Origin of the sequence: Mumia sp. zg.B53 (genome assembly GCF_019550935.1) — a bacterium.
In the GTDB taxonomy this organism is placed as follows: Bacteria; Actinomycetota; Actinomycetes; order Propionibacteriales; family Nocardioidaceae; genus Mumia.
This window is the reverse complement of the sequence record NZ_JAHWCK010000001.1, coordinates 1,635,785-1,662,624: the sequence shown is the minus strand read 5'-3', so window position 1 is coordinate 1,662,624 and position 26,840 is coordinate 1,635,785. Positions and strand designations below refer to the sequence as shown.

At 69.4% G+C, this 26,840-nt stretch carries 25 protein-coding genes; 12 read left to right on the top strand and 13 right to left on the bottom strand.

Annotated features, from left to right (window positions below):
- Positions 1 to 76 precede the first annotated feature (76 nt).
- Positions 77 to 1,369 (bottom strand): FAD-binding oxidoreductase, encoded by a 1,293-nt coding sequence (locus KV102_RS07970; RefSeq protein WP_220345853.1) that lies wholly within the window; start codon positions 1,367 to 1,369, stop codon positions 77 to 79.
- A 107-nt stretch (positions 1,370 to 1,476) separates the two neighbouring features.
- Complete coding sequence (locus KV102_RS07965; RefSeq protein ID WP_220345852.1) at positions 1,477 to 2,649, bottom strand: CdaR family transcriptional regulator; 1,173 nt, start codon at positions 2,647 to 2,649, stop codon at positions 1,477 to 1,479.
- Between the two features lie 82 nt (positions 2,650 to 2,731).
- Between KV102_RS07965 and KV102_RS07960 the strand changes: the two genes are divergently transcribed.
- Positions 2,732 to 4,918: a heparinase II/III family protein gene (locus tag KV102_RS07960; RefSeq protein WP_220345851.1), complete on the top strand. Its 2,187-nt coding sequence runs from the start codon at positions 2,732 to 2,734 to the stop codon at positions 4,916 to 4,918.
- A 21-nt stretch (positions 4,919 to 4,939) separates the two neighbouring features.
- Here KV102_RS07960 and KV102_RS07955 read toward each other — a convergent pair whose 3' ends face one another.
- Both KV102_RS07955 and KV102_RS07950 read right to left on the bottom strand, forming a co-directional pair.
- Complete coding sequence (locus KV102_RS07955) at positions 4,940 to 5,902, bottom strand: hypothetical protein (RefSeq protein ID WP_220345850.1); 963 nt, start codon at positions 5,900 to 5,902, stop codon at positions 4,940 to 4,942.
- Positions 5,903 to 6,024: 122 nt separating this feature from the next.
- Positions 6,025 to 9,225, bottom strand: coding sequence for a type I restriction endonuclease subunit R (locus KV102_RS07950; protein ID WP_255560584.1), 3,201 nt, complete (start codon positions 9,223 to 9,225; stop codon positions 6,025 to 6,027).
- Between the two features lie 277 nt (positions 9,226 to 9,502).
- Here KV102_RS07950 and KV102_RS07945 point away from each other — a divergent pair, with 277 nt between their 5' ends.
- The gene (locus KV102_RS07945) at positions 9,503 to 10,630 is read left to right on the top strand and encodes a Fic family protein (RefSeq protein ID WP_220345849.1); all 1,128 of its coding nucleotides are present in this window, start codon (positions 9,503 to 9,505) and stop codon (positions 10,628 to 10,630) included.
- Between the two features lie 12 nt (positions 10,631 to 10,642).
- Here the strand turns inward: KV102_RS07945 and KV102_RS07940 are convergent, their stop codons facing one another.
- The 4 genes from KV102_RS07940 to KV102_RS07925 form a co-directional block, all read right to left on the bottom strand.
- The gene (locus KV102_RS07940) at positions 10,643 to 11,515 is read right to left on the bottom strand and encodes a DUF2510 domain-containing protein (RefSeq protein WP_220345848.1); all 873 of its coding nucleotides are present in this window, start codon (positions 11,513 to 11,515) and stop codon (positions 10,643 to 10,645) included.
- A gap of 109 nt (positions 11,516 to 11,624) precedes the next feature.
- The gene (locus tag KV102_RS07935; RefSeq protein WP_220345847.1) at positions 11,625 to 12,824 is read right to left on the bottom strand and encodes a restriction endonuclease subunit S; all 1,200 of its coding nucleotides are present in this window, start codon (positions 12,822 to 12,824) and stop codon (positions 11,625 to 11,627) included.
- Positions 12,821 to 14,455, bottom strand: coding sequence for a class I SAM-dependent DNA methyltransferase (locus KV102_RS07930; protein ID WP_220345846.1), 1,635 nt, complete (start codon positions 14,453 to 14,455; stop codon positions 12,821 to 12,823). The genes KV102_RS07935 and KV102_RS07930 overlap by 4 nt, the downstream gene beginning before the upstream one ends.
- 1 nt (position 14,456) lies before the next feature.
- Positions 14,457 to 16,487, bottom strand: a complete 2,031-nt coding sequence (locus tag KV102_RS07925) for a hypothetical protein (RefSeq protein ID WP_220345845.1) — start codon at positions 16,485 to 16,487, stop codon at positions 14,457 to 14,459.
- An 86-nt stretch (positions 16,488 to 16,573) separates the two neighbouring features.
- Between KV102_RS07925 and KV102_RS07920 the strand changes: the two genes are divergently transcribed.
- The 3 genes from KV102_RS07920 to KV102_RS07910 all read left to right on the top strand — a co-directional run bounded on the left by KV102_RS07920 (position 16,574) and on the right by KV102_RS07910 (position 18,327).
- Complete coding sequence (locus KV102_RS07920; protein ID WP_220345844.1) at positions 16,574 to 16,945, top strand: DUF3892 domain-containing protein; 372 nt, start codon at positions 16,574 to 16,576, stop codon at positions 16,943 to 16,945.
- 104 nt (positions 16,946 to 17,049) lie between these two features.
- Positions 17,050 to 17,808, top strand: a complete 759-nt coding sequence (locus KV102_RS19395; RefSeq protein WP_220345843.1) for a collagen-like protein — start codon at positions 17,050 to 17,052, stop codon at positions 17,806 to 17,808.
- Positions 17,809 to 17,886: 78 nt separating this feature from the next.
- Positions 17,887 to 18,327, top strand: coding sequence for a hypothetical protein (locus tag KV102_RS07910; RefSeq protein WP_220345842.1), 441 nt, complete (start codon positions 17,887 to 17,889; stop codon positions 18,325 to 18,327).
- Positions 18,328 to 18,344: 17 nt separating this feature from the next.
- Here KV102_RS07910 and KV102_RS07905 read toward each other — a convergent pair whose 3' ends face one another.
- Both KV102_RS07905 and KV102_RS07900 read right to left on the bottom strand, forming a co-directional pair.
- Positions 18,345 to 18,851, bottom strand: coding sequence for a flavin reductase family protein (locus KV102_RS07905; RefSeq protein ID WP_255560807.1), 507 nt, complete (start codon positions 18,849 to 18,851; stop codon positions 18,345 to 18,347).
- Between the two features lie 2 nt (positions 18,852 to 18,853).
- A complete protein-coding gene (locus KV102_RS07900; RefSeq protein WP_220345840.1) occupies positions 18,854 to 19,975 on the bottom strand; it encodes an LLM class flavin-dependent oxidoreductase in 1,122 nt (373 codons plus the stop codon).
- 155 nt (positions 19,976 to 20,130) lie between these two features.
- Here KV102_RS07900 and KV102_RS07895 point away from each other — a divergent pair, with 155 nt between their 5' ends.
- The 6 genes from KV102_RS07895 (at position 20,131) to KV102_RS07870 (ending at position 24,339) form a co-directional block, all read left to right on the top strand.
- Positions 20,131 to 20,949: an ABC transporter permease gene (locus KV102_RS07895; protein WP_220345839.1), complete on the top strand. Its 819-nt coding sequence runs from the start codon at positions 20,131 to 20,133 to the stop codon at positions 20,947 to 20,949.
- A 1-nt stretch (position 20,950) separates the two neighbouring features.
- Positions 20,951 to 22,042 carry an ABC transporter substrate-binding protein gene (locus KV102_RS07890; RefSeq protein ID WP_220345838.1) on the top strand — a complete coding sequence of 364 codons (1,092 nt, stop codon included), beginning with the start codon at positions 20,951 to 20,953 and terminating at the stop codon, positions 22,040 to 22,042.
- Positions 22,039 to 22,827, top strand: a complete 789-nt coding sequence (locus KV102_RS07885; RefSeq protein WP_220345837.1) for an ABC transporter ATP-binding protein — start codon at positions 22,039 to 22,041, stop codon at positions 22,825 to 22,827. The genes KV102_RS07890 and KV102_RS07885 overlap by 4 nt, the downstream gene beginning before the upstream one ends.
- Positions 22,828 to 22,904: 77 nt before the next feature.
- Complete coding sequence (locus KV102_RS07880; protein WP_220343074.1) at positions 22,905 to 23,198, top strand: DUF4287 domain-containing protein; 294 nt, start codon at positions 22,905 to 22,907, stop codon at positions 23,196 to 23,198.
- A 38-nt stretch (positions 23,199 to 23,236) separates the two neighbouring features.
- On the top strand, positions 23,237 to 23,641 hold the full coding sequence (locus tag KV102_RS07875) for a secondary thiamine-phosphate synthase enzyme YjbQ (protein ID WP_220343073.1): 405 nt from the start codon (positions 23,237 to 23,239) through the stop codon (positions 23,639 to 23,641).
- Positions 23,642 to 23,688: 47 nt separating this feature from the next.
- Positions 23,689 to 24,339 carry a helix-turn-helix domain-containing protein gene (locus KV102_RS07870; protein ID WP_220345836.1) on the top strand — a complete coding sequence of 217 codons (651 nt, stop codon included), beginning with the start codon at positions 23,689 to 23,691 and terminating at the stop codon, positions 24,337 to 24,339.
- A gap of 2 nt (positions 24,340 to 24,341) precedes the next feature.
- Here the strand turns inward: KV102_RS07870 and KV102_RS07865 are convergent, their stop codons facing one another.
- From KV102_RS07865 to KV102_RS07855, 3 genes are read right to left on the bottom strand one after another with little or no spacing between them, the layout of a single operon-like run.
- Entirely contained in the window at positions 24,342 to 24,968 is a 627-nt protein-coding gene (locus tag KV102_RS07865; RefSeq protein WP_220345835.1) for a dihydrofolate reductase family protein, read from the bottom strand.
- Positions 24,968 to 25,474 carry an SRPBCC family protein gene (locus KV102_RS07860; RefSeq protein ID WP_220345834.1) on the bottom strand — a complete coding sequence of 169 codons (507 nt, stop codon included), beginning with the start codon at positions 25,472 to 25,474 and terminating at the stop codon, positions 24,968 to 24,970. The genes KV102_RS07865 and KV102_RS07860 overlap by 1 nt, the downstream gene beginning before the upstream one ends.
- Before the next feature lie 2 nt (positions 25,475 to 25,476).
- Positions 25,477 to 25,818: a metalloregulator ArsR/SmtB family transcription factor gene (locus KV102_RS07855; protein WP_220343069.1), complete on the bottom strand. Its 342-nt coding sequence runs from the start codon at positions 25,816 to 25,818 to the stop codon at positions 25,477 to 25,479.
- 290 nt (positions 25,819 to 26,108) lie between these two features.
- On the opposite strand from KV102_RS07855, the gene KV102_RS07850 reads away from it, so the two are divergent.
- Positions 26,109 to 26,837: a hypothetical protein gene (locus KV102_RS07850; protein ID WP_220345833.1), complete on the top strand. Its 729-nt coding sequence runs from the start codon at positions 26,109 to 26,111 to the stop codon at positions 26,835 to 26,837.
- Positions 26,838 to 26,840: the final 3 nt, after the last annotated feature.

Here is a 26,840-nt window from a genome sequence, read left to right as displayed (position 1 = left end):
GAGCATACCGACTCAGAACGGCCGCCTGGAGCCCTCGACCTGATTCGACCGAAATGTCAGCAGGAGATGAGATTCCTCAGCGCAGAGGGTCGAGGTGACGCGCGTACGCAGGCGCCTGGCGGCCCGTCATCGCGTCCGCCACCATCCGCCCGGTGAGCGGCCCGAGGGCGATGCCCCACATTCCGTGGCCCCCGGCGACGTGGACCCGCGGCGAACGCGTCGCTCCGACCAGCGGCAACCCGTCGGTCGTGCACGGGCGCGAGCCGACCCACTCCTCCTGCCGTGCGTCCCAGTCGACGCCGGTGAACATCGGCCGCGCCGACGCCACGATCGCCTCGATCCGCGCTGGCTCCAACGGGGCGTCGGGGTCGCGGAACTCCATCGTCCCCGCCACGCGCAGGCGATCACCGAGCGGTGTGCACGCGACGCGCTCGACCGGGAAGTAGATCGGGTTCTTGGGCATCTGCTCGGGGACGACGGTGAAGCTGTAGCCACGACCGGCCTGGACGACGCGCTTCACCCCGTACGCCCGGGCGAGATCACCGAGCCATGTCCCGGTGGCCAGGACGACGGCGTCGGCGCGCAGCCGCTCGCCGGTGCGCGCGAGCACCTCCACCCCGCGTGCCCCGAGGTCGAGCACGTCCTTCACGTCGAACCCGGCGCGGATCTCGCCGCCGCGAGCCACCACCGACTCCGCCAGGGACCCGACGTACGCCGGCGGGTTGACGTATCGCTGCCCCAGCATCCGGACACCGGCGCGTACGCCGTCGCCGAGGGTCGGCTCGAGCGAGCGGATCTCCTCACCGCTCAGCAGGTCGTAGTCCACCGAGCCGCCCGAGGAGACGACATGGGCCAGTTCCTCGACGAGCGTCGTGCGGTTCTCCACGGAGCTGAACCCCGCGAGGAACGGGTCGGCGTCCTGGATCGGCTCGTCCACCGCGTGGCCGGCAACACCGCCGTCGCCCAGCACGTCGTAGGCGCCGAGCGCGTCGCGGTTGAGGGCCGCGAAGACCGCCATCGCCGAGCGCCACCGCTTCGGGGTGCAGTTGCGCGCGAAGCCGACGAGGAAGCGCAGCAGCTTGGGGTCGGCCGTCAGCGGCACGTAGACCGGAGAGGACGGGCTGAGCATCGCCTTCAGACCGTACGAGAGGACCGCAGGCTCGGGCAGCGGCAGCGTGAGCGCGGGGGAGATCCACCCGGCGTTCCCCCACGACGAGCCGGCCGCGACGCCCGCCCGGTCGACGACGGTGACCTGCACGCCGCGCTCCTGGAGGAACCACGCCGTCGACAGACCGACCATGCCGGCTCCGGCGACGACGACGTGCTGAGGAGTGCTCGACGCGCTCGCGGCGCTGCCCGGTGTGCTCATCCCCTCATGGTCGGACGGCATGGCGTCCCGCGGGCTGTGCGTTCGGCCACGATCGGCGAGGCACGGGTGTGCGATCGCACACCCGTCACGCCCGCGGCCGCGCGGGCTCAGGCGTCGAGCTCGCGCAGCTTGACGTGGAGTGCCAGCAGGAGACGGGTGTCGGGGTCGTCGACGTCGACACCGACCGCCTGGGACGCGCGGCGGAGCCGGTTGCGGAGGGTGTTGGGATGCACGTGCAGCGACGCCGCTGCCGCACCGACGTCGCCGCCGTGGGCGAGGTAGGCGCGCGCGCTCGACATCAGGTCGGCATGGTGCTCGGCGTCGAAGCGCTCCAGGGCCGTGAGGGGACTGAAGTCCTCGTAGCCGGCGAAGGCGTCCGCGGCACGCATCGCGACGACGTCGGTGAGGGTGCTCCGTACGGTCTCGACGGCGCCCGTACGACCGCGGCGACGCAGGACGCGGACGACGCCGTCGGCGTCACGGGCCGAGAGGTCGATCGCCTCGGGGGACCCCACCGTACGCCCGACGCCGACCACGAGAGGGCCGTGAGAGCGGGCGAGGAAGTCGCGGGCCAGCCGCGCGGCCGCTGCTTCGTCGCCGGCGACCACGGCGTAGACCACACCGTCCACCTGGGCGGCAGCGGCGCTCGGCGCCACGGCGGCGAGGTGGAGGACGAACGCTCCCGCCCGGTGGGCGGGGACCACGTCGTCGGGCCGGTCCGACGCGAGCACGACCACGGTGCAGGGCGAGCGGAGCCCGGCCGAGTCCGCCGCACGCGCGGCGTCGTCGCCCCCGCGCAGCAGTGCCTCGACGACCTCGACGGTGCGGCGGCGGGAGGAGTCGGCGCGCTCCCGCTGTCGGACCAGCCCGCGCGCGACGACCGGCGCGCCGTCGAGCAGCGCCTGCCGCTGCACCTCGGTCAGCCCGGAGGGTACGGCCGCCCAGACCGACCCGAGCAGCGTGCCGGTCTCGTCACGCACGGCCACGATCGCCCGCTGCGTCATGCCGGAGCCGGGAAGGTCCACCGTGACGACGTCCTGGGACCGCGAGATCTGGCTGTAGACGCCTGCCTCGTCGAGCAGGGTGCGGTAGTGCGGAGGCACCTGGCGTCCGAGGATCGTGGTGATGCGGGCGTCGTCGACGGCCTGCGAGCGGTCGGCGTCGAGGCTCTGGGAGTAGGCCAGGACGTTCGCCTGGGGATCCTCGATCGTGATCGGTGCTCCGACGAGCTCGGCCAGCGAGTTCGCCAGCGACGTCAGATCGTCGTCACGCAGGTCCATGCGGGAAATGTACGGGGTCTCGCCGGATCCCGGCTCGAGATGACTTCCGGGCGACCCCCCGGTCTGCAACTATGGCTGGCCTATGCCTTTCCCCCGCAGCATCGCCCCGCGCCGCCGTACGCCCGTGGTTCGCCGACTCACCGGCGTCGCCGTCGCCGCGGCGCTGAGCGTCTCCGGCGTCGTCGCCGTCCAAGCCGTCGCCGCGCCGAGCCCAGCGGCCGCCGCCGCGGGCTACGACGGGGTGTGCGAGAACATGCACACGCTCGGCTCCCTGACGCGCGCCGACCTCGACCGCGCGCGAGCGATCATGAACGGCCGCGTCGACATGGGCCAGTACGGCACCATGACCCTCGCCGCCAACCCCTCGTGGAAGCCGCAGGCCGGGCTCGACCTGGCGGGCGACCGCTACATGCACTCGCTGCACTGGGCGTTGCCGCTGCTCAAGACCGGCCTGGCACTCGGCGACGCCGAGGGCGCGGCGATGCAGGCCCGGTTCACCGCGCTGATGCTCGACTGGGTCCGCGACAACCCGGTCAAGAAGCGCACCTACTGGCAGAACCACCCTCAGTACCTCGGCTTCCGCATCGGCACCTTCGTCTGCATGAGCCGGCTCGCGGCGTCGGCCACCCACCGCACCTGGGCGGGCAAGCAGCTGAAGGCCGAGCTGCCGAAGGCACTCGCCTACGGCACCTCCGGCAACAACACGATGATGAACCTCAAGCTGTCGGCGTACGCCGGGGCGCGGCAGGCAGGCACCGAGGCGCAGCGCGTCAAGCTGCGCGACCAGACGGTCAACGTCGCCCAGCGCCTCGCGCACGCCGACGGCTCCGACCTCGAGGGCGCCCCGGGCTACGGCCTCTACCTCGGCACGATCATGCACCGCGCCGTCAACGTGTTCACGCTGTACGGCGCGACGTCGTCGGCATCGAAGGTCGCGACGATGCTCAACGCCCGTGGCTCGTTCTACGCGCAGGCGAGCCGACCCGACCGCTACCTCGAGACCATCGGTGACACCCACCTCCAGAAGATCCCGTCGGGCGTCTTCAGCGGGACGTCCGAGGCCGAGTGGGTCCGCACCTCGGGCAAGGCGGGCCGCAAGCCGAGCGCTCTCTATCGCCGCTACGCCGGCGGCTACGCGTTCGGCCGGTCCGGTTGGGTTCCGGGCGTCGACACCTCGTCGACCTTCTACTCCGTCCGCACGGCCGACCGCTACGCCCTTCCGTCGCACCGGCACGCCGACACGACCGCGATGACGATGTACGCCGACGGGGTCTCGTGGATCGCCGACCCCGGCCCGTACGCGTACAACGGCTCGGGGCTGCGCTCGGCGATCATCCGGCGCACGGCCCACAGTGCGCTCGTCGCTCCGGGCACTCCCAACCGTGCGGTGTACGGCCGGGTGCAGGCGTCGGCGACATCGGCCTCGACCGACCGCACCTGTGTCTACGACCCGGGCTACCTCGCCAGCAGCGGCTTCGAGCTGGCACGGTGCGTCTACTACTTGCGCGGCATCGACGCGGTCGTCGTGGAGGACCTCGTCCGCGCGACGAAGACGTCCGGCACCGTGCAGCAGCAGTGGGTTCTCCCGTCGGGCGTCGGTGCCCGGGTCGGCGGCCGCGCCGTCGCGCTCACCGGGACAGACTCCACGGGCACCGTCCGCAACGCCCGGTTCCTGACGACAGGGACACCCCGCGTCTCCGGCGCCACCACGTCCGCCGGCACGCTCGGTCAGTCGTACGGCCGCTCGACCCGCGGGTCGGTCGTCCGGGTGCCGGTGAGCGTGGCGACGGGTCGGACGGCACGCGTCGTCACCGTCCTCACCGCCAGCGGCAACCCGGGTCTCGCCCGGACCTCCGTGGGCGGCCGTACGGCGCTCAAGGTCTCCGTCAACGGCCGCGCCGCGACCGTCGTCACGTCGGTCAACGAATTCGCGCGGTTGGCCGCCAAGGTCAGCTTCTCCCGCTCGAAGGCCAAGGTGCGGGTCGGGCAGAAGGTCCGCTTCAAGGCCCGCGTCACCTCGGTCGGTCTCCCCGCCAAGCGCGCGAAGGTCGTGCTGCAGCAGTGGCGCAAGGGCAAGTGGCGCAAGGTCAAGACGCTGCGCACCTCCAAGACCGGCCGGGTGTCCACCAAGGTCCGCATGACCTCCAAAGGCACCAAGCGCTACCGCGTGGTCGTGCGGGCCAAGAGCGGCAGCAAGGGCTGGAAGTCGACGGTGTCGACCACGCAGACGGTCAAGGTCCTGAAGAAGAAAAAGAAGAAGAAGCGCTAGCCTCGGCCGCGCCGGGCGCCGTCACATCACCCGTGCCGTCGGCCTCGGCGCCGTCTGCGCGAGCAGCGAACGCCAGACACCGTTGCCGACGACCGAGCTCGACCCCATGCGGCGGGCGCTCTTGTAGGAGCGCATCACCCCACGCGACCGTGCGTCCCAGACGCCGCTGACCCGGATGCGCAACGCCTGCTGGACCGCACGGACGGCCGGGCCGCGCGTGCCCGAGCTGATCCGGAGCCCGGAGTAGGCGACGAGCGTCCGGTGCAGCGTCGACGAGCCGGCGCGTGCGGTCACCCGCGGATAGCGAGGGCACGGGGTCGCCCGGCGCTTCGTGTAGCGCGCGGCCCAGTTGAGGTCGGCCGGGCGGCAGGGCCCGTAGTTGACCTTGGCCACGGACTTGTCCCAGTACGAGGTGTAGCCGCGTGCGCCGGGCCACGACAGCGAGAGGTGCACGTGGTTGCGGTGGCAGGTGGTGTCGTACGCCGTCCCGGCGCGGCTCTTGGCGGTGCAGCCGTTGTAGACGCGCCAGCCGGGGCGGTAGGACGACCAGATCTTGTTGTTCCAGATGATGTACATGACGCCCAGACGGCGGACGTTCGCGTAGCGGTTGCCCCGGGCGTCCGAGCGCAGCAGCCACGCTGCCAGGTCGGTGCCACGCTTCTTGCCGCGGACGGTCCGTGCGTTGGTCGTCCAGTCGATCGCCCGCCCGTCGTGGTGCTCGCTGGTCGCCGTCGAGCAGTCGCGAGCTCCCGACCACCTGGTCGCGGGCCAGGTCCGGACGAGGAGCGCGCCCAGGCGGGACGTCCCCTTGTGCGGCTTCGCGCAGCTGATCGGTCCCACGTACGGCGCGCCCGCCTCGATCGCGGCCGGAAGGCCGGACGGAGTCGGTGGCGCCTTCGCGGAGGCGGGTGCGATCAGGGCGAGAGCGAGGACGGACGGCACCACCAGCAAGGTCGCTGCGCGCCCGAGTTGCGTACGAGACATGACTTCCCCCAGGTGTCCACCCGACGCATCGGCAGGCTCGCCGACTTCCCCACGCCCGGTGGCACCGTGCCCACGCTACGTATCTCGGCAGAGGATGCATCTCGAACGTGGAGGTGCTTGATCTAGGCCGCCGGAGCCGTCCCGTCCGCGTACCGGGGCGCCATCGCCTCCATCTGCTCCATGACGAGCGAGATCGCTGCCGGCTGCTTGTCCGGCGGATAGCCGTGCTTCACCAGGAGGCGCTTGATCGACGACCGCAGCTTGGCGCGGACGTCGTCACGCACCGTCCAGTCGGTCCGGACGTCGCGCCTCATCACAGCCACCAGCTCCCGGGCGATCTGGGCGAGCACGTCGTCGCCCTGCTCACGCACCGCTGACTCGTTCTCGGCGACCGCGTCGTAGAACGCGAGCTCGTCGGTGTTGAGTGGCGGGTCGAAGTGCTGCCCGCGGTCGGCCTCGTCCGCCACCTCCTTCGCGAGGTCGACGAGCTGGGCGATGACCTCGGCGGAGGTGAGCTGTGAGTTGGTGTACTTGATCATCAGGTCGTTGACCCGCTCGGAGAACGCGCGCGCACGGACGGGGTTGCTTCCCGTCGCCTTCATCGACTCGGCGGTCACCAGCTCACGCAGCGCCTCGATGGCGAGGTGCGGGTTCGTTGCCTTGAGCGCACGATCTGCGAAGCCGGCCCCGAGGTCGTCGAGCGACGGCCGCGGCATGCCTGCGGCAGCGTAGATGTCGAGCGTCTCGCCTGAGGCCGTGGCGTCGGCGATGAGGCTTGCGAGCAGGCGACGGATCTCCTCCGGGATCGGCTCACCTCGTGAACGGCGCTCCTCGGCGTCGAACTTCGCCATCCATACCCGCACCTCTTCGTAGAACTGCGCCTCGGGGCGCAGATCGGGCAGGTTCTTCGACCCTGATGCGAGCGCCCATGCTCGCGCCAGCTGGGACGTGTACTTCCGGAAAGCGTCTGCGAGGGTGACCTCTCCCTCGGGCACCTGGTTGCCTGGCGTCTGCGGATCCCTCAGGTAGTTGACGGTGCCCTGGACCGCACGGATGTACGCGCGCCTACCACCAGCAGCCAGCATGCCCTTCCAGTCGTACCCAGCGAGGAGCTCACGGATCCGCGTGAGCAACGTCGTCGTGAGTTCCACCGCCTCGCTCACATCCCGACCGACCGGCCTGGCCTCGCGGTCGGTGGCGGTGTACTCGTCGAGCGCCTTGCGGAGGTTGTCGACGAGGGGCGCGTACGCGACGAGGAGCCCGTCCTGCTTCCCTCGATAGGTGCGGTTGACGCGAGCGAGAGTCTGCATCAGGAGCGCACCCTTGAGCGGACGGTCGAGATAGAGGGTGTGCAACGGCGGGGAGTCGTATCCCGTCAGCATCATGTCCTTGACGATGACCATCTCGAGCTCGTCGTCGGGGTCCTTGAGCCGGTTCTTGACGACCTTGTTGAGCGATTCGCGTCGCACGTGCCGCGAGATCGGCGGCTCGTCCGATGCGGTGCCGGAATACACGACCTTGATCCGACCCTTGTCGATCTCGTCGGAGTGCCAGTCGGGTCGCAGCGCGACGATGGCGTCGTAGAGGTCCGCGCAGATCTTGCGCGTGCCGGCGACCACGAGCGCCTTGCCGGGCGACTCGATGAACTTCTGCATCTCAGCGCGGCGGTTCTCCCAGTGCTGGACGATGTCGTCAGCGAGCTTGGCCACGCGTTCGGGGGCACCGTAGACGGCGTTGACGACCGCCACGCTCTGCTCGATCCGCGCACGCTCGACGTCGTCGAGGCCGACTGTCGCCTCGTCGGCAGCCGCGTCGATCTGATCCTGGGTGACGCCCTGGGCGTAGGTGACCTTGATCAGACGTGGCTCGAAGTAGACGGGCACCGTGGCCCCGTCGTCGACGGCTCGGGTCAGGTCGTAGATGTCGATGTAGTCGCCGAAGACGTCGCGCGTGTTGCGGTCCTCGAAGGAGATCGGCGTACCGGTGAACGCGATGAGGGTCGCGTGCGGCAGCGCGTCCCGGAGGTGGCGGGCATAGCCGTCGAGGTCGTCGTAGTGACTACGGTGTGCTTCGTCCACGATCACGATGACGTTGCGCCGGTCGGACAGGAGGGGATGATCGTGCCCGGCGGCACGCTCGTCACGGCTCCGGCTGAACTTCTGCAGCGTCGTGAAGTAGATGCCGCCCGTCGTACGCTGCGTGAGCTCAGAACGAAGTTCGCTGCGGCGGCGGATCTGCTGAGGGCGTTCGGGGAGCAGCAGGCTCTGCGCGAACCCGGCGAACAGCTGCCCGTCCAGCTCCGTGCGGTCGGTGATGACGACGACCGTCGGGTTGGCGAGGCGAGGGTGCCGCATGACGAGGTTGGTGTAGAGCTCCATCTCCATCGACTTGCCCGAGCCCTGCGTGTGCCACACAACCCCCGCTCTGCCGTTGCTGTCGCGGGCGGTGATCGTGCTACCGACCGCCTTGGTGACGGCGAAGTACTGGTGCGGCTTGGCGATGCGCTTCGCGAGCCCGGCGTCGTTCTCGTCGAAGGCGGTGAAGTTGCGCATCAGCTGCTCGAACCGCTCTTGGTTGTAGAGGCCGTGGAGCGCCACCTCGACCCCGATGAGATCGGCGTCCTCGTTCGCCTCTGGACCCCCGGCCGCTCGTATGTCGACCGGCTCCCCGTCGTCGTCGACGTTCCACGGTGAGAAGTGATGCAACGGCGTGAAGGGGGTCCCGTACGCCGCGGTGATCCCGTCGGAGACCAACGTGAAGACGCAGAAGCGGAACGCCAACGGGAACTCGCGAAGGTACGTCTGCAGCTGGGCGTGCGCAGAGGCGAGGTCTGCGTTGGCAGCGCCAGCCCGCTTGAGCTCGATGATGCTCACCGGGAGCCCGTTGCAGTACAGCACCACGTCGAAGCGGCGGTCGTACTCGCCGCGGGTGACCTTCACCTGGTTGACGGCGAGCCAGTCGTTGAGGCCTGGGTCGGCACTGACGAGCGTGATCGTCGGAGTGGTCTCGATGCCGTCGTTGTCGAGGTAGGAGATGCCGCGATAACCATGCACGAGGTATTCGTGGATGCGGTGGTTCTCGGTGATCGCATCCTGCGACTTCGTGGCGAGGATGTCGTCGGCGGCCTGCTGCAGATACTGCGGCGGCACGGTCGGGTTGAGGACCTGCAGGGCGGCGAGGAATCGCGGTGGGATGACAAGGTCCCCCCATGACTCCCGTTCTCCCGACCCCGGTGCGATCTGGTCACCACGCATCGGCCGCCAGGCGAGCTCGGCGAGGCTCTCCATCGCCAAGGCCTCCCATTCGGCCTCCGACATGCTCATGGTGGTCCCTTCGCTCGTCCCGACGTTCTCCTCCATCTTGTCCGACGTGTGCCGTGCGGGTGGTGTACGGCGGCGATAGGGCGGGTTATCAGCTCACCGCGCACCTCAACAACCGAGAACACCTTCGGCATAGTATCACTTAGCCGAATATGTGATACTTGGCGACATGGAGGTCGCAGATCGCGGGTGGCCGTCGGTTTCTCTCGAACGGCGACGGTGGCGGACGAATCCCGATCGTCGCAGCACCGACGGCCGCCGTCCCAGCCGAGCGGATCGGATGCTCGATCACGTCGAGACCGAGATTCCAGCACGGATCGGCGCGCTGTCCCCACCACTCACGGCGGACACGGCCGCCCTGTGCGAGGCCGCTGGCCAAGGAATCGTGTCACTCGATGCTGGGCCGGGCCGATACCTCTCGTCCCTCGCGGAGTTCCTCACGCGGACGGAATCAATGGCCTCGTCGCGGATCGAGCGTGTGTATGCCGACCTCGACGATCTTGCGCGCGCCAGCCTCGGCGAGGAGTCGACGAGGAGCGCGACGAGTACGCTCGCCGCCACCCGCGCGCTGCGTGAGCTCACCGAGGCGTGCGATGGCGGCGCCCCGCTGTCCGAAGGTGTGATCCTCTCTGCGCACGGCGCGCTGCTTGCCGACGATCTGCTCGAACACCGCTCGGCCGGAAGCTATCGGACGCAGCAGAACTGGATCGGCGGCAGCGACTTCACCCCGCGCAACGCTACGCACGTTCCGCCCCCTCCCGAGCTGGTCCAGGACCTGATGTCCGACCTGGTCGAGTTCGCCAACCGCGACGACATCAACCCGGTCGTCCAGGCCGCGGCCACGCATGGGCAGTTCGAGGCGATCCATCCGTTCAACGACGGCAACGGCCGAATCGGGCGAGGTCTCATCAGCGCCGTCTTCCGGCGGCGCGGGACGACGCGCCGCACGGTCGTGCCGATCGCCGCGGTGATGCTCGCGGACGTGGACACCTACTTCGACAGGCTGGCGGACTATCGCGCGGGTGACGTCGAATCGCTCGTCCGGTACGTCGCCTCGGCTGCCATGACGGCAACCGAGGCCACGGAGGCATCCGCGGAGCGGTTGGCGGCACTGCCCTCGCTCTGGGAGGAGCGCGTCAGGACCCGACGCGGCTCTGCGGCACAGGCACTCGTCGGGACCCTGCTCGAACACCCGATCGTCGACATCGCAGCCGTCGAGGCGATCACGGGCGCCTCGCGTGCGAGGTCGTACGACGCGATCAACGCCGTGGAGGACGCGGGCATCCTGCACGAGATCACCGGCCGGTCCCGCAACCGCATCTGGGTCGCCGCCGACGTGATGGACGAGATCGCTGCCCTCGAGGAACGGATCGGGGCTCGTACACGACCGTCGGTGCGCTGGCGCTGAGTCAAGGCAGAGTTAGAGCTGGCCGAGCAACTTCGCTTTGGCGCCAGCAAATTCGTCGTCGGAAAGGAGGCCTTCCTTGTGCAACTCAGCCAGCTCGCGGATTCGCTCGGTGATGGTCTTCGGACCGGGCGCCTGATCGATCATGCGGAGCTGGGTCTGCTCTGCTCGTTGCGCGTCGGTAACTCTCAAGGGCTCTGTCCCGTTCGCGCTGAGAACTGAGTTGCCGGCTGCCTCCAATGCACGCCCCACGTCGTGGTGGCCCTTGTTGCTCTCGTTGGTGAGCGAGTGGATCTGCTTGTCGGTGACGATGGTGAGGAAGGATTTCCTTCCTTGAGCGTTGGCGAGATGCGCTAGCCCTGCGACCGCGAGGCCCGGGGCGCTCGCCTTCATGATCCCCGCGCCTCCCTTCAGCAGACCTGACACCGCAGGACCGACCATTCCGTCGAGCGAAGGGGTCATACCTGGGCTCCTGTCCTGCCCTGGCTGCGCGAATTTGATGGAGCGCAGCTTCTCGTACGGGGTGCCCTTGGCGATCTTCCCGGGCCGCGACGCGGCGCTTAGCACCGTCGCGATGCGGACGTAGCCGCTGGCGTAGACCTCGATCGTCGAGGTGCCGAAGAGTCCGCTCGTGATGAGCGGGCCTGCGGCTCGCTCGTCTTCAGCGTGCTTCCGGTCGAGCTCGTCTCTCGCCGCCTGCTTGTCCTCTGCCGCCTTCTTCAGCTTCGAGCCCAGCTTGGAGATCGCGCCATCCTTCCGCTGAGGGGTCGCACTAGGCGCAGTGACACCTCCAAGGGGCCGCACGTGCGAGGTCCACGTTGCGCCGTCCCAGTAACGCTCACTTCCATGCCCGTCCGGATACCACCCCGCGGGCGCCTGCTCGCTCATGGCGACATTCTCGCTGAACCGGACCGGTTGCGGCAGCGCTTCAACTGAATCGGATCTGGCATGTCCGCGCGACCCTTCGCCACAGTCCGCGAGACGCGGCGATCAGTCATCAGAGTGCTTCCCCGACCGCACGCTCCGCATCCCGGACGCGCAGCTTCCCGGACATCAGCTGCGGGAGCAACGTGTCACGCAGCGCGGCCAGAGTGCGGTTCTCTTGGAACAACCTTGCCGAAGCGTTGTGAAGTGATCGAGCCTCACCGTCGAACCGACGTGCGACAGCAGGTTCAGGCACCCGCACCGGCAATTGCTTGAATCGCCCTCTGCTCAACTCAAGAAACGTCGCTCCATTCGCGTGTGAAAGGAACTCGTCCGTCCGATCTCGCATCTCATGGAACAACCAGAGATTGAGAACATCGTCTCGCGCACGAACGACGATGAACCCCTGGTTCACCGCGACCGGTTGCTCCGCGAGCGCGAACGCCCCGATGGTTGCTCTCGAAGTCATCAGGATCGACTCGCTGGGGTAGAGGCGGGACGCACAATTTTCTAGGCCGAGGGATGTAATGTGACGGCCCGTGTCGAACAGATAGGGACCTTCGAGTCCGGTTACATCGGTCGGCGTCGCCCAAAGAATGTCTCCGCCCCAGTATTCGGCGACAGAAGTCTTTGGTGTTCCCCCGCCGGAGACGTACGCAACGTCGGCGAATGTCTGGTCGGAGAATTCCAGTCCGGCAACGGTTTGACGAAACAGCGCCGACGCGAGTCCGTCGGCGGTGCGGGCGAGGTTGGTGTTTGCGGCGATCTTGTCGTCGAGAGCACCTAGCACCTCCGCAATCGCCTGCTGCTCGTGGATGTCTGGAAGATTAATCGGAATCATCCGGAGTGCGGACTGGCGGATACCAACGACTGTGGATCCAGTTGACCTCGCAAAAAGCTCGCCCTGCGCGGTCTCCGTTTGCAAGTAGTAGAAAAGGTACCGAGAATCCAGCACGCCACGCTTCCCGCGCAATGCGAATAATCTCTGCCCAAGCACCAACGGTTCACCGTTGCTAACCCGAGCGACCCGTCCGAGCGGTGCTTCGCTCGTCAGCAGTACGTCGCCCTCCGCGAGCGGCACAGGCATCCACTTCTCGAATGTGGCCGCGGACACAGTGCGCGCTTCAGCCAGATCCAGGACGCCGTGGGCTACCAGCTGCGCGGACACGACGGGAACGCCCGTCGGAGTGAAATCGGCGCCGAGCTTCTTGGGCGTCTTTCCCCTATGGTCCAGTAGCAGTTCGAGTGCGTCCCCTAGTAGAACCTGCTTCATTCCACTCTCCCGAGCTGCTCGCGGACGACCGCTGCCAGGCGTGCCGACTCGTCGAACTGCGCATACAGCTCAGTCGTGAGTCGCGCGATCTTCTCCTCGATCGGCTCGCCGTCGTCCTCGACGTCAGCCGCTCCCACGTACCTGCCAGGAGTCAGCGCATAGTCCGCCGCCTTGATCTCGGCCAACGTGGCCGACTTGCAGAAGCCCGGCACGTCCTCGTACGCGATGCCGGACTCGGTAGCCGACGGCGTACCTCGCCAGGCGTGGTAGGTGTCCGCGATCTTCGCGATGTCCTCGTCTGCCAGCGCCCGCGACGCGCGGTCCTCCATGAACCCGAGGGCGCGTGCGTCGATGAACAGCACCTGCCCGCTGCGGTCCACCGACCCCTGCCGTCCGACCTTCTTGTCCTTGGCGAAGAACCACACGCACACCGGGATGCCCGTGCTGCGGAACAACTGTGTCGGCAAAGCCACCATGCACGACACGAGGTCGGCCTCGACGAGCTGCGCCCTGATGGCACCCTCACCGCCGGAGTTGGACGACATGGAGCCGTTCGCCATGACGACGCCGGCCCGCCCCGCGGGCGCGAGCTTGGACAGGATGTGCTGGATCCACGCGTAGTTCGCGTTGTTGGCCGGCGGCACCCCGTAACGCCAGCGCGGGTCCTCCTCGTTGCGGACCCAGTCCTTGATGTTGAAGGGCGGGTTCGCCATCACCACATCGGCGCCGCCGGCGCCGCTGAGCTCGGGATGGATGTCCCTCGCGAACGTGTCCTGCCATCGCGAGCCGAGGTTGGCCGAGAGCCCGTGGATGGCGAGGTTCATCTTCGCCATCTTCCAGGTGCGCTCGTTGAACTCCTGCCCGTAGACCGAGATCGCGGTGGTGTCCTCGTCGTGCGCGTCGAGGAACTTCTCGGTCTGCACGAACATGCCGCCAGATCCGCAGCACGGGTCGTACACCCGCCCGCTCGTCGGCTCGAGCACCTCGACGAGCACCCGCACCACGGACTGGGGCGTGTAGAACTCCCCGCCTCGCTTGCCCTCGGCGCGGGCGAACTTCTCGAGGAAGTACTCGTAGACCTCCCCCAGCAGATCGCGGGCCCGCGTCGCACCCTGACCGTGAAACTTCGCCGAGTTGAGGAGGTCGACCAACTCTCCGAGCCGCTTCTGGTCGACGTTGTCCTTGTTGTACATCGTGGGGAGCGTCCCAGCCAGCGAGTGGTTGCCCTTCATCAGCTCGAGCATCGCCGTGTCGATCAGCTGGCCGATGGGCTTGCCGGGCTCACCCTCGGCCGGCGGCAATCCCTTTGCATTGGCCGACAGGTAGGCCCAACGGGCGGCAGGCGGAACCCAGAACACGCCGTGGCCGGTGTACTCGTCGGTGTCGTCGATCAGCTGCTCGACCTGGTCCTCGTCGAGGCCCTCGGCGGCGAGCTCCGTCCGCAGGTCTCCCCGCCGCTCGTCGAAGGCGTCCGACACGTACTTGAGGAACACCAGCCCGAGCACGACGTCCTTGTACTGCGAGGCGTCCATCGACCCACGGAGCTTGTCGGCCGCCTTCCAAAGCAGGTCCTCGAGCTCCTTGATCGTCGACGGCGCGGCAGGGGCCGCGGCAGTCTTCCTCGGAGGCATGTCAGTGTCCTTCCACGGTGTGCGGGACTTCCAGGGTGAGGGCGCCAGTGGTGACACCCTCGAGCAGCAGATCGCTGATCGCGTCCAACGCCGCGACCCTCTCGAGAGCCGCCGCACGCGCGTCACGCACCGCTGCGAGCGTACTCGTCAGTGCCGACGCTTCGGCCTCCCCGACCCGGCGCAACCGCCACTGCCGCCAGGTGCGGGCACCTCGCGGCAACCGGTTGATGTCCGCCGCGACGACGTCGGCTCGCAGTCCGTCCGGGTCGGCCCCCAGTCGCAGCACGCGCGCGGGGGCCACCACCACGGAGGCTCCTTGGTGATCGACGAACGCCGCTGGTCGCGGGCTCGTGCAGAAGACAACGTCGCCAGGCTCCGTGAGGCGGGCCGAGGGGTAGTGCGCGGCAAGCAGGAGGGGATCGATGTGCCGGCCACCCGACTCGACGCCGCCAGTAAGCTCTCCGACGCCGATGACCCGAAGGCCTGCCTCCGCGGTGACGTGCTCGTCGGCGCACCTGGTGCCCTGAACCACTCGCAGAGATCCGTTGCGAAGGGTCTCGCTCACCGTGAGGGGCCGCATGGGTGTACGAGACGAGCCGTCGACAAACACCGGCACCGCGGGCGCATCGAGCGGCTGCAGAGCCGCGTACGCTCGCTCAAGCTGGGATTGCAGCGTCGCCGCGCCCGTTGCCTGACGCCCGACCGCGGGAGCCGCCTCGACGAGGCTCGATCGCGCCGCCACCAACGTGCGGGTGTGCACGGGACGCAGATGGGCGTACGCATGGGCACGCATCAGCGAGGGAGGGGCGGCACTGGCGATCAGGTCGGTGGCAAGGTCGTCGATCACCGCGTCAGAGAGCACCACGTCCGCGAGATCCCCGACCATCGTGACCCGCTCCGCTGTCGAGACCGCACGATGCTCGTCGCCCAGGATCCATATCGCGAGCGCCTGCCTCGACCGTGCAGGGACCAGTCCCTTCGCGAGACGGACGACGGCGCGTACCCGCCCCGAACGCAACAGCTCTGCGCGCCGTGCCTCCGCCGGGCCCCCAAAGCCGTCGCTGAGTGCTGATGCCGGCGCCACCACGACCCCGCGCTGGGCGTCGTCCATCTGGAGCACGACCTGATCAACGGCGTCCAGGATCGCCTCGTCCGACATCGACGGCCGGGCCGGGTGCGGAAGCTGGACGATGTGCGTGACGCCGGGATCGACACTGAACCCGCCCTCCTCATCGACGACGATCTCGGTCCGATAGACGTCGTTCACGCGGAGGCGACGCCGAACGAGGCGCGCTGCCGCGTGATCGCCGGACGCCGTCAGCACCTCCACAGGTCCTCTCTCCCCGTGCTCGGCGAGGACCGACATCAGAAGGTCGCTGGAACCCGCGCACGGGTCGGCGTACGTGGCGCTCCCGTCACTGCGCGCAGCGAGTCCGACCGCTGTCCGGGCTACCAGGTCACCGACGGAGGCGTTCAGCACGACGACCTTGTGCTCGTCCAGGGTGGTCCGGAACCGGTCTCGCATCAGCCGCTCGAACGCCTCGGCAGGACTCGTCGAGCTGTCAGTGATCAGCTCGGCATAACGGATAACGGACGGAAGACGGTCGGCAGCCGCCTCGAGCTCGGCGTACAGCATCTGGTCGTCCGGGTCGCACTCGTCGGCAAGGTCGAGCACAGCCTCGGCGTCCAGCCCGGAGAGCGTCTCGCCCGAAAGCACCACGAGGCACAGTGCCGCCGTCACCGCAGCGAAGACGACTGGGTCATCACGGTGCGAAACGCCCGCGAAGGTCGCGAACGCCGGCACATCGTCACGGGCCGAGGGGTTCTTGCCGTGGCCGGTCTCGACGAGCCAGTCGGCCACCTCGTAGGCGTCGAAAAGGTGGGTCCGTCCGGCGGTACTGCACGGCTCCGGGAACGGGCGATCGCTGTCGGCCAAACGTGCTCGCCACATCGACACAACCGGTCGGCGCACGCCGGCGAGGAGCGCGACATCGCTCGCCGCGAGCAGCAACTCAGGCGCAGGCGTGGACATAGTTGCACCGTACGCCGATGGGCATCGCCTTAGCGTGCGATTGCTGATAACCCCCCTTATCAAAGCATCCTGCCGGGCGTCGCACCGTGAGCCATACCGTCATCCCTGTCGCCACCGAGGAGCACTCGGAACTGCTCGGCAGCGACGACAAAGAACTACTGATCTCGGGGGTTTCCATGAGGTACATCCGCCAGATCTCGGTCCAGTCGCCGGGAACCAGCAACGAACACATCGTCGCCGTGCGCTACTCGGAATCGCCAGCCGGCGGCCTCCGGACGCGTTCACGTCAGGACGTGGTGCGCGACATCGACGCCGGTCGGTTCTCGTACCAGTCGCAGACATCCGTCGGCTCCGGCGCGCGGGTCGCCACGCGGCACCCGGCTGGCCGGCCGGCGTACATCGCCACGGTCGCCGACGGCCGCGAGACGAACAACCTCCTGGCGTTGCCACGTTTCTGATCGGTCTCCCTCAACTCCACGCAAGCCACCTCCTTGCACGGCGACCCGCACCACTCACACGTCCGACGGGCATCAGGCCCGCCGGCTGACGAAAGAAGACTCACATGTCGAAGCTGAAGAATCACGGCAAGGCCGTCGCAATCGTCGCGGCCTCCGTTCTCGCGATCGGGGCCCTCTCGACCGGCGGCGCCGTCGCCGCCGACAAGATCGGCGCCAAGGACATCCGCTCCAACGCCGTCCGCACCAGCCACATCAAGGACGGAGCTGTGAAGAAGCGCGACCTCGCGCCGTCCGTCCAGCGCCTGCTCGCCCAGTCCGGCAAGCCGGGCGCGCCGGGCAAGCCGGGTGCTCCGGGTAAGCCGGGTGCTCCGGGCGCTGCCGGGCCGAAGGGTGACACGGGCGCTCAGGGACCGAAGGGCGAGCCCGGCGATCCCGCGAGTGATGTCAAGGGCGGGCTCGAGGACAAGGTCACCGAGAAGGTGACGGTCGCGAACATCGGAGGCAGCTTCACCAACCGGGCGACCGAGGTCGGGACCATGACGCTCCAGCCGGGGACGTACCTCGTCAACGGGTACGCGTTCTTCGACCGCATCGACGACTCGACGACTTCGAGCCCGATCCTCCAGATCGCGGTTCGCGGGATCGACGGGTCCCAGTGGGGCGCCGACTACGGGACCGCCTACACGGGCGAGTTCCCGTCGAAGGGCGACCTCGAGCAGACGGCCTCGTCGACCCGGGTGGTCACCGTGACGCAGGAGACCGAGGTCGAGGTGTTCGCGTTCGGCTACAACGCTGACCAGAGCGCGAACGGCAGCGGGAACTACACCGCCGACGTCTCGGTCAGCGCAGTCCGCATCGGCTGACCACCACCTCAGTGTGCGGCGGCGGCCCCGGCCGTCGCCGCACGCACGTCCGCCACCTCATACCGATCGGAGCTCCTCATGCAGTCCTCACGCCTCGCCGCCTTCGTCTCCGTCCTCTCGCTCGCCGCTCTCACCGCCGGCTGTGCCGCAACCGACGATCCGACAGCACCTGAGACGGTCTACGTCACCAAGACCGTCACGGTGACCCCGCCGACGGAGGCGGCACCGACCACGCCGCCGACCGAGGCAGCAGCCGCCCCGACCGAGGCGTCGAGCACGGCCTCCGAGACCTTCAGGATGCCGCGACTCGTCGGCACCAACCTGCAGCTCGCACAGGACAAGCTGCAGCACCTGGGGTCCTACGTGCTCGACCAGCGGGACGCGCTCGGCCTCGATCGCTTCCAGGTTCTCGACTCGAACTGGAAGGTGTGTTCCCAGAAGCCCAAGGCCGGTCGGACGGTGGCAGTCGACGCGGTGATCGTCCTCGCGGCGGTGAAGCTCGAAGAAGCGTGCCCTTAGACCAGTCCTGCCGTCGATCACGCGTGGGTGCCGAAGCCCCGGCGCCAGTAGGTGAGCGGGCGGGGGTGCATCGTGCCGGTCTCGGCCGCGCGGACGTGCCCGAGGACGAGCACGTGGTCGCCCGCCGGGACGAGTCGGTCCACGTCGAGGGCGACCCACGCGTGGCGTTCGCGCAGGGCCGGCGCGCCGTCCTCGACCTGCCAGGCGAGCTCGGCGAACCGGTCGCCGCCCTTGGTCGCGAAGCGCGTCGCGACCGGGCTCTGACCGTCGGCGAGAACGTTGACACCCACGCGCGATCCCAGCCGTACGCGGGTCAGCAGCGACGAACGCGCGTCGAGCGAGACCAGCATCATCGGCGGCTCCATCGACAACGACATGAACGCGCTGACGGTCGTGCCGTGGGGGACGCCGTCCTCGAGCACCGTCACGACGGACACCGCGGCCGCGACGTGGGACATCGCGGCGCGGAAGGCGTTCTGGACGTCATCGACGGCTGGTGCCGCGAGATGGTCCGCTGGTGCCATCGTCACGCCAGCAGTCCCCGCTGCAGCAGGATCGGCGTCACGCCCTCGGCGAACCAGTACGCCTCCTCGACGTGCGGGTAGCCCGACAGCACGAACTCGTCGATCCCCAGGGCGGCGTACTCCCCGATCAGGTCGGCGACCTCCTCGTGGCTGCCGACGAGTGCCGTGCCCGCGCCGGACCGGACGAGCCCGACGCCGGACCACAGGCCGGGATAGACCTCGAGGCTGCGGGCGTCGCGCGGCGCAGAGCCGCCGTGGAGCTCGCGCATCCGCTTCTGCCCTTCGGACTCGCTCGCGGCCAGGACCGCCTGCGCCTTCGCGACGTCTGCCGGGTCGAGATCGGCGAGCAGCCGGTCGGCGACCTCCCACGCGTCCTCGGTGCGGTCGCGGGAGATGGTGTGCAGACGGATACCGAACCGGACGTCGCGCCCCTCCTCCTCCGCGAGCTTGCGGATCCACGCGATCTTGTCGGCGACCTGCGCCGGCGGCTCACCCCACGTCAGATAGACGTCGACCTGCCGCGCCGTCACAGGACCGGCCGCCGCGGAGGAGCCCCCGAGGTAGATCGGCGGGACGGTCGCCGGCTTGCGGGTCCGGGCGTCGGTCACGTCGTAGTACGCGCCCTGCCGGTCGTACCCGTCGCCGGTGAACGCGCCGCGGAAGATCTCGAGGAACTCCTCGGCGCGGGCATAGCGGTCGTCCTTGGTCACGTGGTCACCGAAGCGCCGCTGCTCCGAGGGATCGCCGCCGACCACGACGTTGATCGCCAGGCGGTCGCCGGAGACGCGCTGGAACGTCGAGGCCATCTGCGCCAGCAGGGTCGGGCTGACCAGCCCTGGCCGCGCGGCGATGAGGAACTTCAGCCGGGTGGTCTGCGACAGCAGCGCGGAGGCGATCACCCAGGCGTCCTCGCACGGGGTGCCGGTCGGGGTCAGCACCGACTCGAAGCCAAGGCGCTCCGCAGTCCGCGCGACGTCGACGAGGTAGTCGAGGTCCGGCTCCCGGTATCGACCGGCCGTGTGGGCGGCGCCGCCGGCCCGGGCGAGCTCGGTGGGGACGCTGTGCCCGCCCCCGACGAGGCTTCGGCTGTCGCCGGTCGTGGGCAGGAACCAGTGGATCTTCATGCGACTCCTCGGTGACGGCGGCAGACCGAGCCAACCCTCCCTCGTAGACGCTCTCCGGGCACGGGTATCGCTCACCCCGGGTGAAACGAGACCGGTTCGAGCCACCCGGCGAGAATCGGGCCGAGGCGGCGGCGGGGCGCCGTACGGTCCCGATCATGCTCCGACGACCGCGCCGCCTCGGCTGGCTCCCGCCGCTGGCGACCGCTGCCGCCGTGCTGCTCACCTGGTCGCTGGTGGCGGCCTCCGGCTGGGTCCAGCCGGCGTACCTCGCTCCGAGCCCTCTCGAGGTGTGGGATGCGTTCATCCGGGCCAACACCTACCACCCGATCGGCGGCGGCATCGACCGCGTGGTCCGCGGGGAGGAGAACTACTTCCTCTGGGAGCACCTCGTCGTCAGCCTGCGCCGCATCGGTATCGGTCTGGCCCTCGCGGTGGTGGTCGGCGTGCCGCTCGGCCTGGTGATGGGCACCGTCCCGTCCGTACGGCGGGTCGCCGGTCCGTATCTCGACTTCCTGCGGTCGATCCCGCCGCTGGCCTATATGGGCTTCCTCGTCGCGTGGTTCGGCATCTACGACACGTCGAAGATCTGGTTGCTGTTCCTCGCTGCGTTCCCGCCGATCGCCCTGGCGACGATCAACGGGGTCCGCGGCGTGCGCGAGGACCAGGTCAACGCCGTCCTCTCGCTCGGCGCCTCCCGGCGTCAGGCCGTCACCTCCGTCGTCCTGCCCGCGACGCTGCCCGACATCCTCAGCGGTCTGCGCGTCGCCGTCGGGTTCGCGTGGACCACCGTCGTGGCCGCGGAGCTGGTCAACGGCCTGCCCGGCATCGGCGGGCTCGCCTATCTCTCGGGCACGCAGAACAAGATCGCGCTGTCGGTGGCCTGCATCCTCGTCATCGGTCTCACCGCCATCGCGCTCGACGCCGTCATCCGTCTCATCGAACGAACGCTCGTCCCCTGGCGAGGAAAGGCCTGACATGAAGCCCGAACCGATCAAGAACGTCCGCTCCAAGGCTGCTGCGGCCGCCGCCCTGTCCGCGCTCGCGCTCCTGACCTCCGGCTGCGTCGGGGGTGACGAGAAGGCCGCGGCGGGGGGAGGCTCGGGTTGCCCGTGGGACGCCGACGAGTCGATCACCTCGACCGTACGGATCGGCTACCAGAAGATCCCGAACGGCGATGTCGTCGTGAAGGACCAGAAGATCCTCGAGAGCTGCGCGCCCAACGCCACGATCACCTGGAACAGCTTCGCCTCCGGCGGCGACGTCGTCCAGGCCTTCGGCGGCAAGAGCCTCGACCTCGGCCTCATGGGGTCGTCCCCGGCCACCAAGGCCCTGTCGGCGCCGCTGAACCTGCCGGTGTCGGTCGTCTGGATCCACGACGTCATCGGTGCGGCCGAGTCGCTCGTGGTCCGTGACGGCGCCGCGACCGACATCACCGGCCTGAAGGGCAAGACGATCGCGACGCCGTTCGGCTCGACCGCGCACTTCTCGCTGCTCCAGGCGATCAGCGACGCGGGGCAGAAGGCGACCGACTACACGCTCGTGAACGCCGACCCCGAGCAGATCGCGCCGGCCTGGTCGCGCGGTGACGTCGACGCCTCCTGGGTGTGGGACCCGACCCTGAGCGAGCTCAAGAAGGACAAGGGCACGGTCATCCTCACCAGCGAGGACACCGCGAAGGCGGGCAAGCCGACGTACGACGTGGGTGTCGCGGCCGACGACTTCATCGCCGAGAACGCCGACTTCCTCGCCCTGTGGGCCAAGGCTCAGGACTACGCGGTCGCACAGATCGCCGACGACCCGGACAAGGCGGCCGAGAGCGTGGCGGTCGAGGTCGGGGTGACGACCGACGAGGCCAAGGCGCAGTTCGACGGGTTCGTCTACCTGTCCGCCGCGGAGCAGGCCACGCCGGACTACCTCGCTGGCAAGCTCGGCGCCGACCTCTTCGCGACCGCGCAGTTCCTGCACAGCCAGGACGGCATCGCGGCCGTCGGCCCGGAGTCCGCGTACGCCGATGGCGTGGACGCGAGCGCGGCGGAGGCGGCGGCGAAGGCGAGCTCGGCGAAGTGACCGTCCAGTCGGTCCGGACGCACGCCGGCGCGATCCGCGTCACCGAGGTCGAGCACGTCTTCGCCTCCCGCGCCACGGAGGTGCCGGCGCTGGACCGGATCGATCTCACGATCGAGCCCGGCGAGCTGGTCACGCTCGCCGGGCCGTCGGGGTGCGGGAAGACCACGCTGCTGCGTCTGGTCGCCGGATTCATGGCGCCGTCGTCGGGTCGCATCGCGGTCGGCGAGCGCGAGGTGCGGGGTCCTGGGGCCGAGCGGGGCGTCGTGTTCCAGCAGCCGACGCTCTATCCGTGGCTCGACGTCCGCGGCAACGTCGCGCTGGGGCCCCGACTGCGAGGGGTCGCGAAGGGCGAGCGGCGGGCGCGCGCTGACACGTACCTCGCGATGGTCGGGCTCACCGACGTCGCCGAGCGACGGCCGTACGAGCTGTCGGGCGGGATGCAGCAGCGCGTCCAGATCGCCCGCGTCCTCGCGAACGATCCCGACATCGTCCTCATGGACGAGCCGTTCGGTGCCCTGGACGCGCTGACTCGTGAGCGGTTGCAGGGCGAGCTCCTGACCCTGTGGCGCGCGACCGGCAAGACCGTCCTGTTCATCACCCACAGCGTCGACGAGGCGGTGTTGCTCGGCTCGCGGGTCCTGGTGATGAGCCCGCGACCGGGGCGGATCGTGCTGGACGAGACGGCGCCGTTCGCCAGGGCGTCGGCAGACGTCGACCCCGCCGAGCTGCGAGCATCGCCGGAGTTCGCCGCGATGACCCGCCGCGTGCGGGAGGCGATCGCGTGACGGTGCGATGACTTCTCCGAGCACGACCGGTCTGACCGGATGAGCACGCGCTGACCTTCCCCACAAGGAGAACGACCATGTCCTTCCAGGCCTACCTCGACGCGATCGAGAAGAAGACCGGCAAGACTCCCCGCGAGCTGGTCGAGGAGGCGCGCGGACGCGGCTTCGCGGAGCCGGGTGCGAAGGCGGGGCAGGTCGCCGCGTGGCTCGACGAGGAGTACGGCGTGGGGCGCGGTCATGCGATGGCGCTGTGGCACGTCATCCGCAACGGCCCCCAGATCAGCTCCAAGCACGTCGGGACGGAGGGTTCGCACAGCGACCCCTCCGACACGCTCTGGTTGGACGGCGCGGCGACCAAGCCCGCCGGGTGAGGTAGCACCCGCGGACGGTCCCGGGGCACGATCGAGGCATGCGAAGCGACACGATCGAGATCCGGACCGGCAACCGCCCGGTCGTCCACGACCTCACCCGCGACTGCGAGCGGTTCGTCGCCGACGAGGGCGACGGACTGCTCAACGTGTACGTCCCCCATGCCACCGCGGGCATCACAGTCATCGAGACGGGCGCCGGGTCCGACGACGACCTGCTGAACTCCCTCGACGACCTCCTGCCTCGCGACGACCGGTGGCAGCACCGGCACGGCGCCCCCGGCCACGGACGCGACCACGTCCTGCCGGCGTTCATCGGGCCCTCGGTCACCGTGCCGGTCCTCGCCGGGGCGATCGCTCTCGGGACCTGGCAGAGCGTCGTCCTGGTGGACACCAACGTCGACAACCCTGTCCGCCAGGTACGGCTCAGCTTTCTCGCAGGGTGAGCGGGCACGGTCGAACACTTCCCTTCGCGATCGCGTAGACTTGTGTTGTGGCCCAGATCGGCGTACGCGAGGCAGCAGAGCGCCTCGCCATCACCCCTCGACGCGTGCACCAGCGCATCGAGGACGGCACGCTGCCCGCCGTCCGCATCGGCAACCAGTGGGCGATCGACCCCGGCCGTCTGCCGCTGGCGGCCGCTCGACCTTCGCGGCCGCTCTCGCCTCGGATGGCGTGGGCGCTGCTCGATCTCCTGGCGGGAGGGTCGCCCACGGTCGCGTCGACCGAGCGCGCCCGCCTGCACACGTACGCCGAGCGCCTGCGGGCGTCCGACGACCCCGCCGCGCTGCTGCGGGCCTGGATGGCGCGGCGAGCCGATCGCCAGGAGTTCCGAGTTGCCCCCGGCGATCTCGACGACCTGCGCGACGACGAGCGCGTGCACCTCTCAGGAGTCAGTGCCGAGGGGAGCTTCATCGTGAGCCCCACGCTCGAGGCGTACGCGGCGACGACGGACCTGGACGGCCTCGTCGATGACTACTTCCTCGTGCCCGCTCCACGCCAGGAGGGCAACGTGGTCCTCCACGTCACCGACGTGGTTCCCGACACGAGGGGGTGGCCGGTGCTGGCGGCGGACCTGGCCGAGCACCTCGGGTCTCGCGAGAGCGCCCGTGCGTCCGAGCTCGTCCGGGCCGGGTCGACCTGAGGTCAGCGCTCACGCTGACGAACGGCGTAGGTCAGGTGCGTCACCCGCGGGGAGGACTCGGCGCGGACCTGCTCCAGGGCGACGCGTTCGGCGTCCACGCCCTCGAAGAGGCGGACTCCCTTGCCGAAGAGCACGGGCGACAGCGCGATCGAGAACTCGTCGACCAGGCCCGCGTTCAGGTGTTCGAGGATCGTCGCGCCGCCGCCCGAGATGCGGACGTCACGCTCGCCGGCGGCCTGGCGGGCCTGGTCGAGGGCGGACTCGATGCCGTCGTTGACGAAGTGAAAGGTCGTACCGCCGGGCCGCTCCCACGGGTCACGCTTCTCGTGCGTCACGACGAAGACCGGCGTGTGGAACGGCGCCTCCTCCGGCCACGCCTCCTCGCCGGCGTCGAACATGCGCTTGCCCATGACACTCGCGCCCGTGCGCTCGAAGGTCGCTCGGACGATGTCGTTGTCGCGCCCCTCCTCGCCGCCCCCGCCGAGCTTGAGGTTCTCGCGGAAGAACCGCTGCGGGAAGACCCACCGTTGCAGCTCCATCCACTGTCGACCCATCAGCTCGTCGGTGGACTCGGGCGCGATGAACCCGTCCAACGACATCGACACGCTGAAGAACACCGTGCCGGCCATCAGTCGTCCGCCCCCTGCTCGGCCATCTCGGCGACGTACGCGGCCAGGTTGCCCAGCGTCTGCTGACCACCCTCGATCGCGTGGTATTTCTCGGCCGCCTCGTCACGCAGCTCCTTGGTGGGGAACACCGTGCGCATCTCGATGCGGGTCGCCGTCCCGTCGCGCTCGAACGTGAGGACCGACTCGAAGGCGTTCGGGTCGCCGCGGGACTCGCCGTGAAGCATCGCGATCCGCTCCGGCCGGGTGATCTCCGTCCAGGTGATCCACTCGGGGTAGTCCGTCCCGTCGGGTCCGTGCATCACGAAGTCCCACTCCCCGCCGGCGCGGAACTCCAGCGACGTCGTCGTCGTGGTGAACCCGTCCGGCCCCCACCACCGCGACAGGTGCCGCACCTCGGTGAACGCCTCGAACACCAGCTCCGGCGGGGCGTCGATGACGCGGGAGATCACGATCTCCCGGTCGGCCGTCGCGGACTGCACCGGCGCTCCTGGTCCTGTGGCTGCCATGGTTACTCCTCCTGTCGTGCCTGCTTGAGGTCCTGCACGTACGCGTCCAGCCGGTCGAAGCTCTCGTTCCAGAACTGCTCGAACCCGCCGGTCCACTCGTGGACCGGTCGCAGCCCGCCGGCGTCAAGGCCGTACAGCCGCTGCTTGCCCACCTTGCGGTCCTGCACCAGGCCGACCTCGCGGAGCACACGCAGATGCTTGGAGGCTCCCGGCTGGGTCATGCCCAGCTCCTCGGCCACCTCCGTCACGGGCCGCTCGCCTGCGCGCAGCAGCACCAGGATCTCCCGGCGCTGCGGCTCGGCGATCGCGTTGAAGACGTCCGACGTCGTCGCTGCTCGTGCCATAGGGACGATCATATGCCTATATGGGAATACGTCAAGAGGGGTCGCGTAGGCGTGGCGCGCAGAACGAAGGACGGCGATGTGGCCGTTGCTCCACACCGCCGCCCCGGACCACCCTGGACTCCACGACGAGCGACCGGCAAGGGATTTCGATCCTGATCGAAAGGCTCCGCGACACGGCGGTGGGGCCGGTGCTGGCAACGGACCTGGCCGAGCACCTAGGATCCCGCGAGAGCGTCGGCGCGACCGAGCGCCGGTCCCGCCGAGGTCGTGCAGAGGTCAGGAGGTACGGCGTGAGCATCGCGCTCCCCGTCATGAGCGCCGAGCAGGAGGCGTCCTGGTTCGGCCTTTTCCACCTCGCCGAGACCGTCCCCGAGGGCTGGACGCTCGTCGGCGGGCAGATGGTCCACCTGCACTGCGCCGAGCGCGGCGTCGATCCGTACCGCTCGACGCCCGACGTCGACGCCGTCCTGGACGTTCGTGGCCACCCGCAGATCCTCATGACCGTCACCTCCGCGCTGTCCGAGGCGGAGTTCGAGCCGCGCGGACTCACCGCCAGCGGCAAGCAGCACCGCTGGGTCCGCGGCGCGGCGACCATCGACGTCCTGATCCCCGCCTTCACCGGTCAGCCTGGGCGCGGGGTCGGAGCCAGCGGGTTCCCCGCTCTCGCCACTCCGGGCGCCATCTATGCGCTGCGCCGCTCGGAGCCGGTCAAGGTGACCGTCGGGGACACCACCGGCACGATTCAGCGCCCGACGCTCCTCGGCGCGCTCGTCATCAAGTCGGCCGCCTACTCGATCACCGTCGACCCCCACCGCGGGCGCCACCTCGACGACCTCGCGCTGCTCGCGTCGATGCTCACCGCACGCGACCTGCGGGGCGCCGAGCTGTCCAAGGGTGAGGCGAAGTACGTCCGCGAAGCCGTCCCGGTCGCCCAGAGCCACCTCGCCACCACGATCATCGAGGGCGCGCCGGACGGGCTCGCCCGCTTGGCGCGACTCTTGGAGCGCTCACCCGCCTGAGCC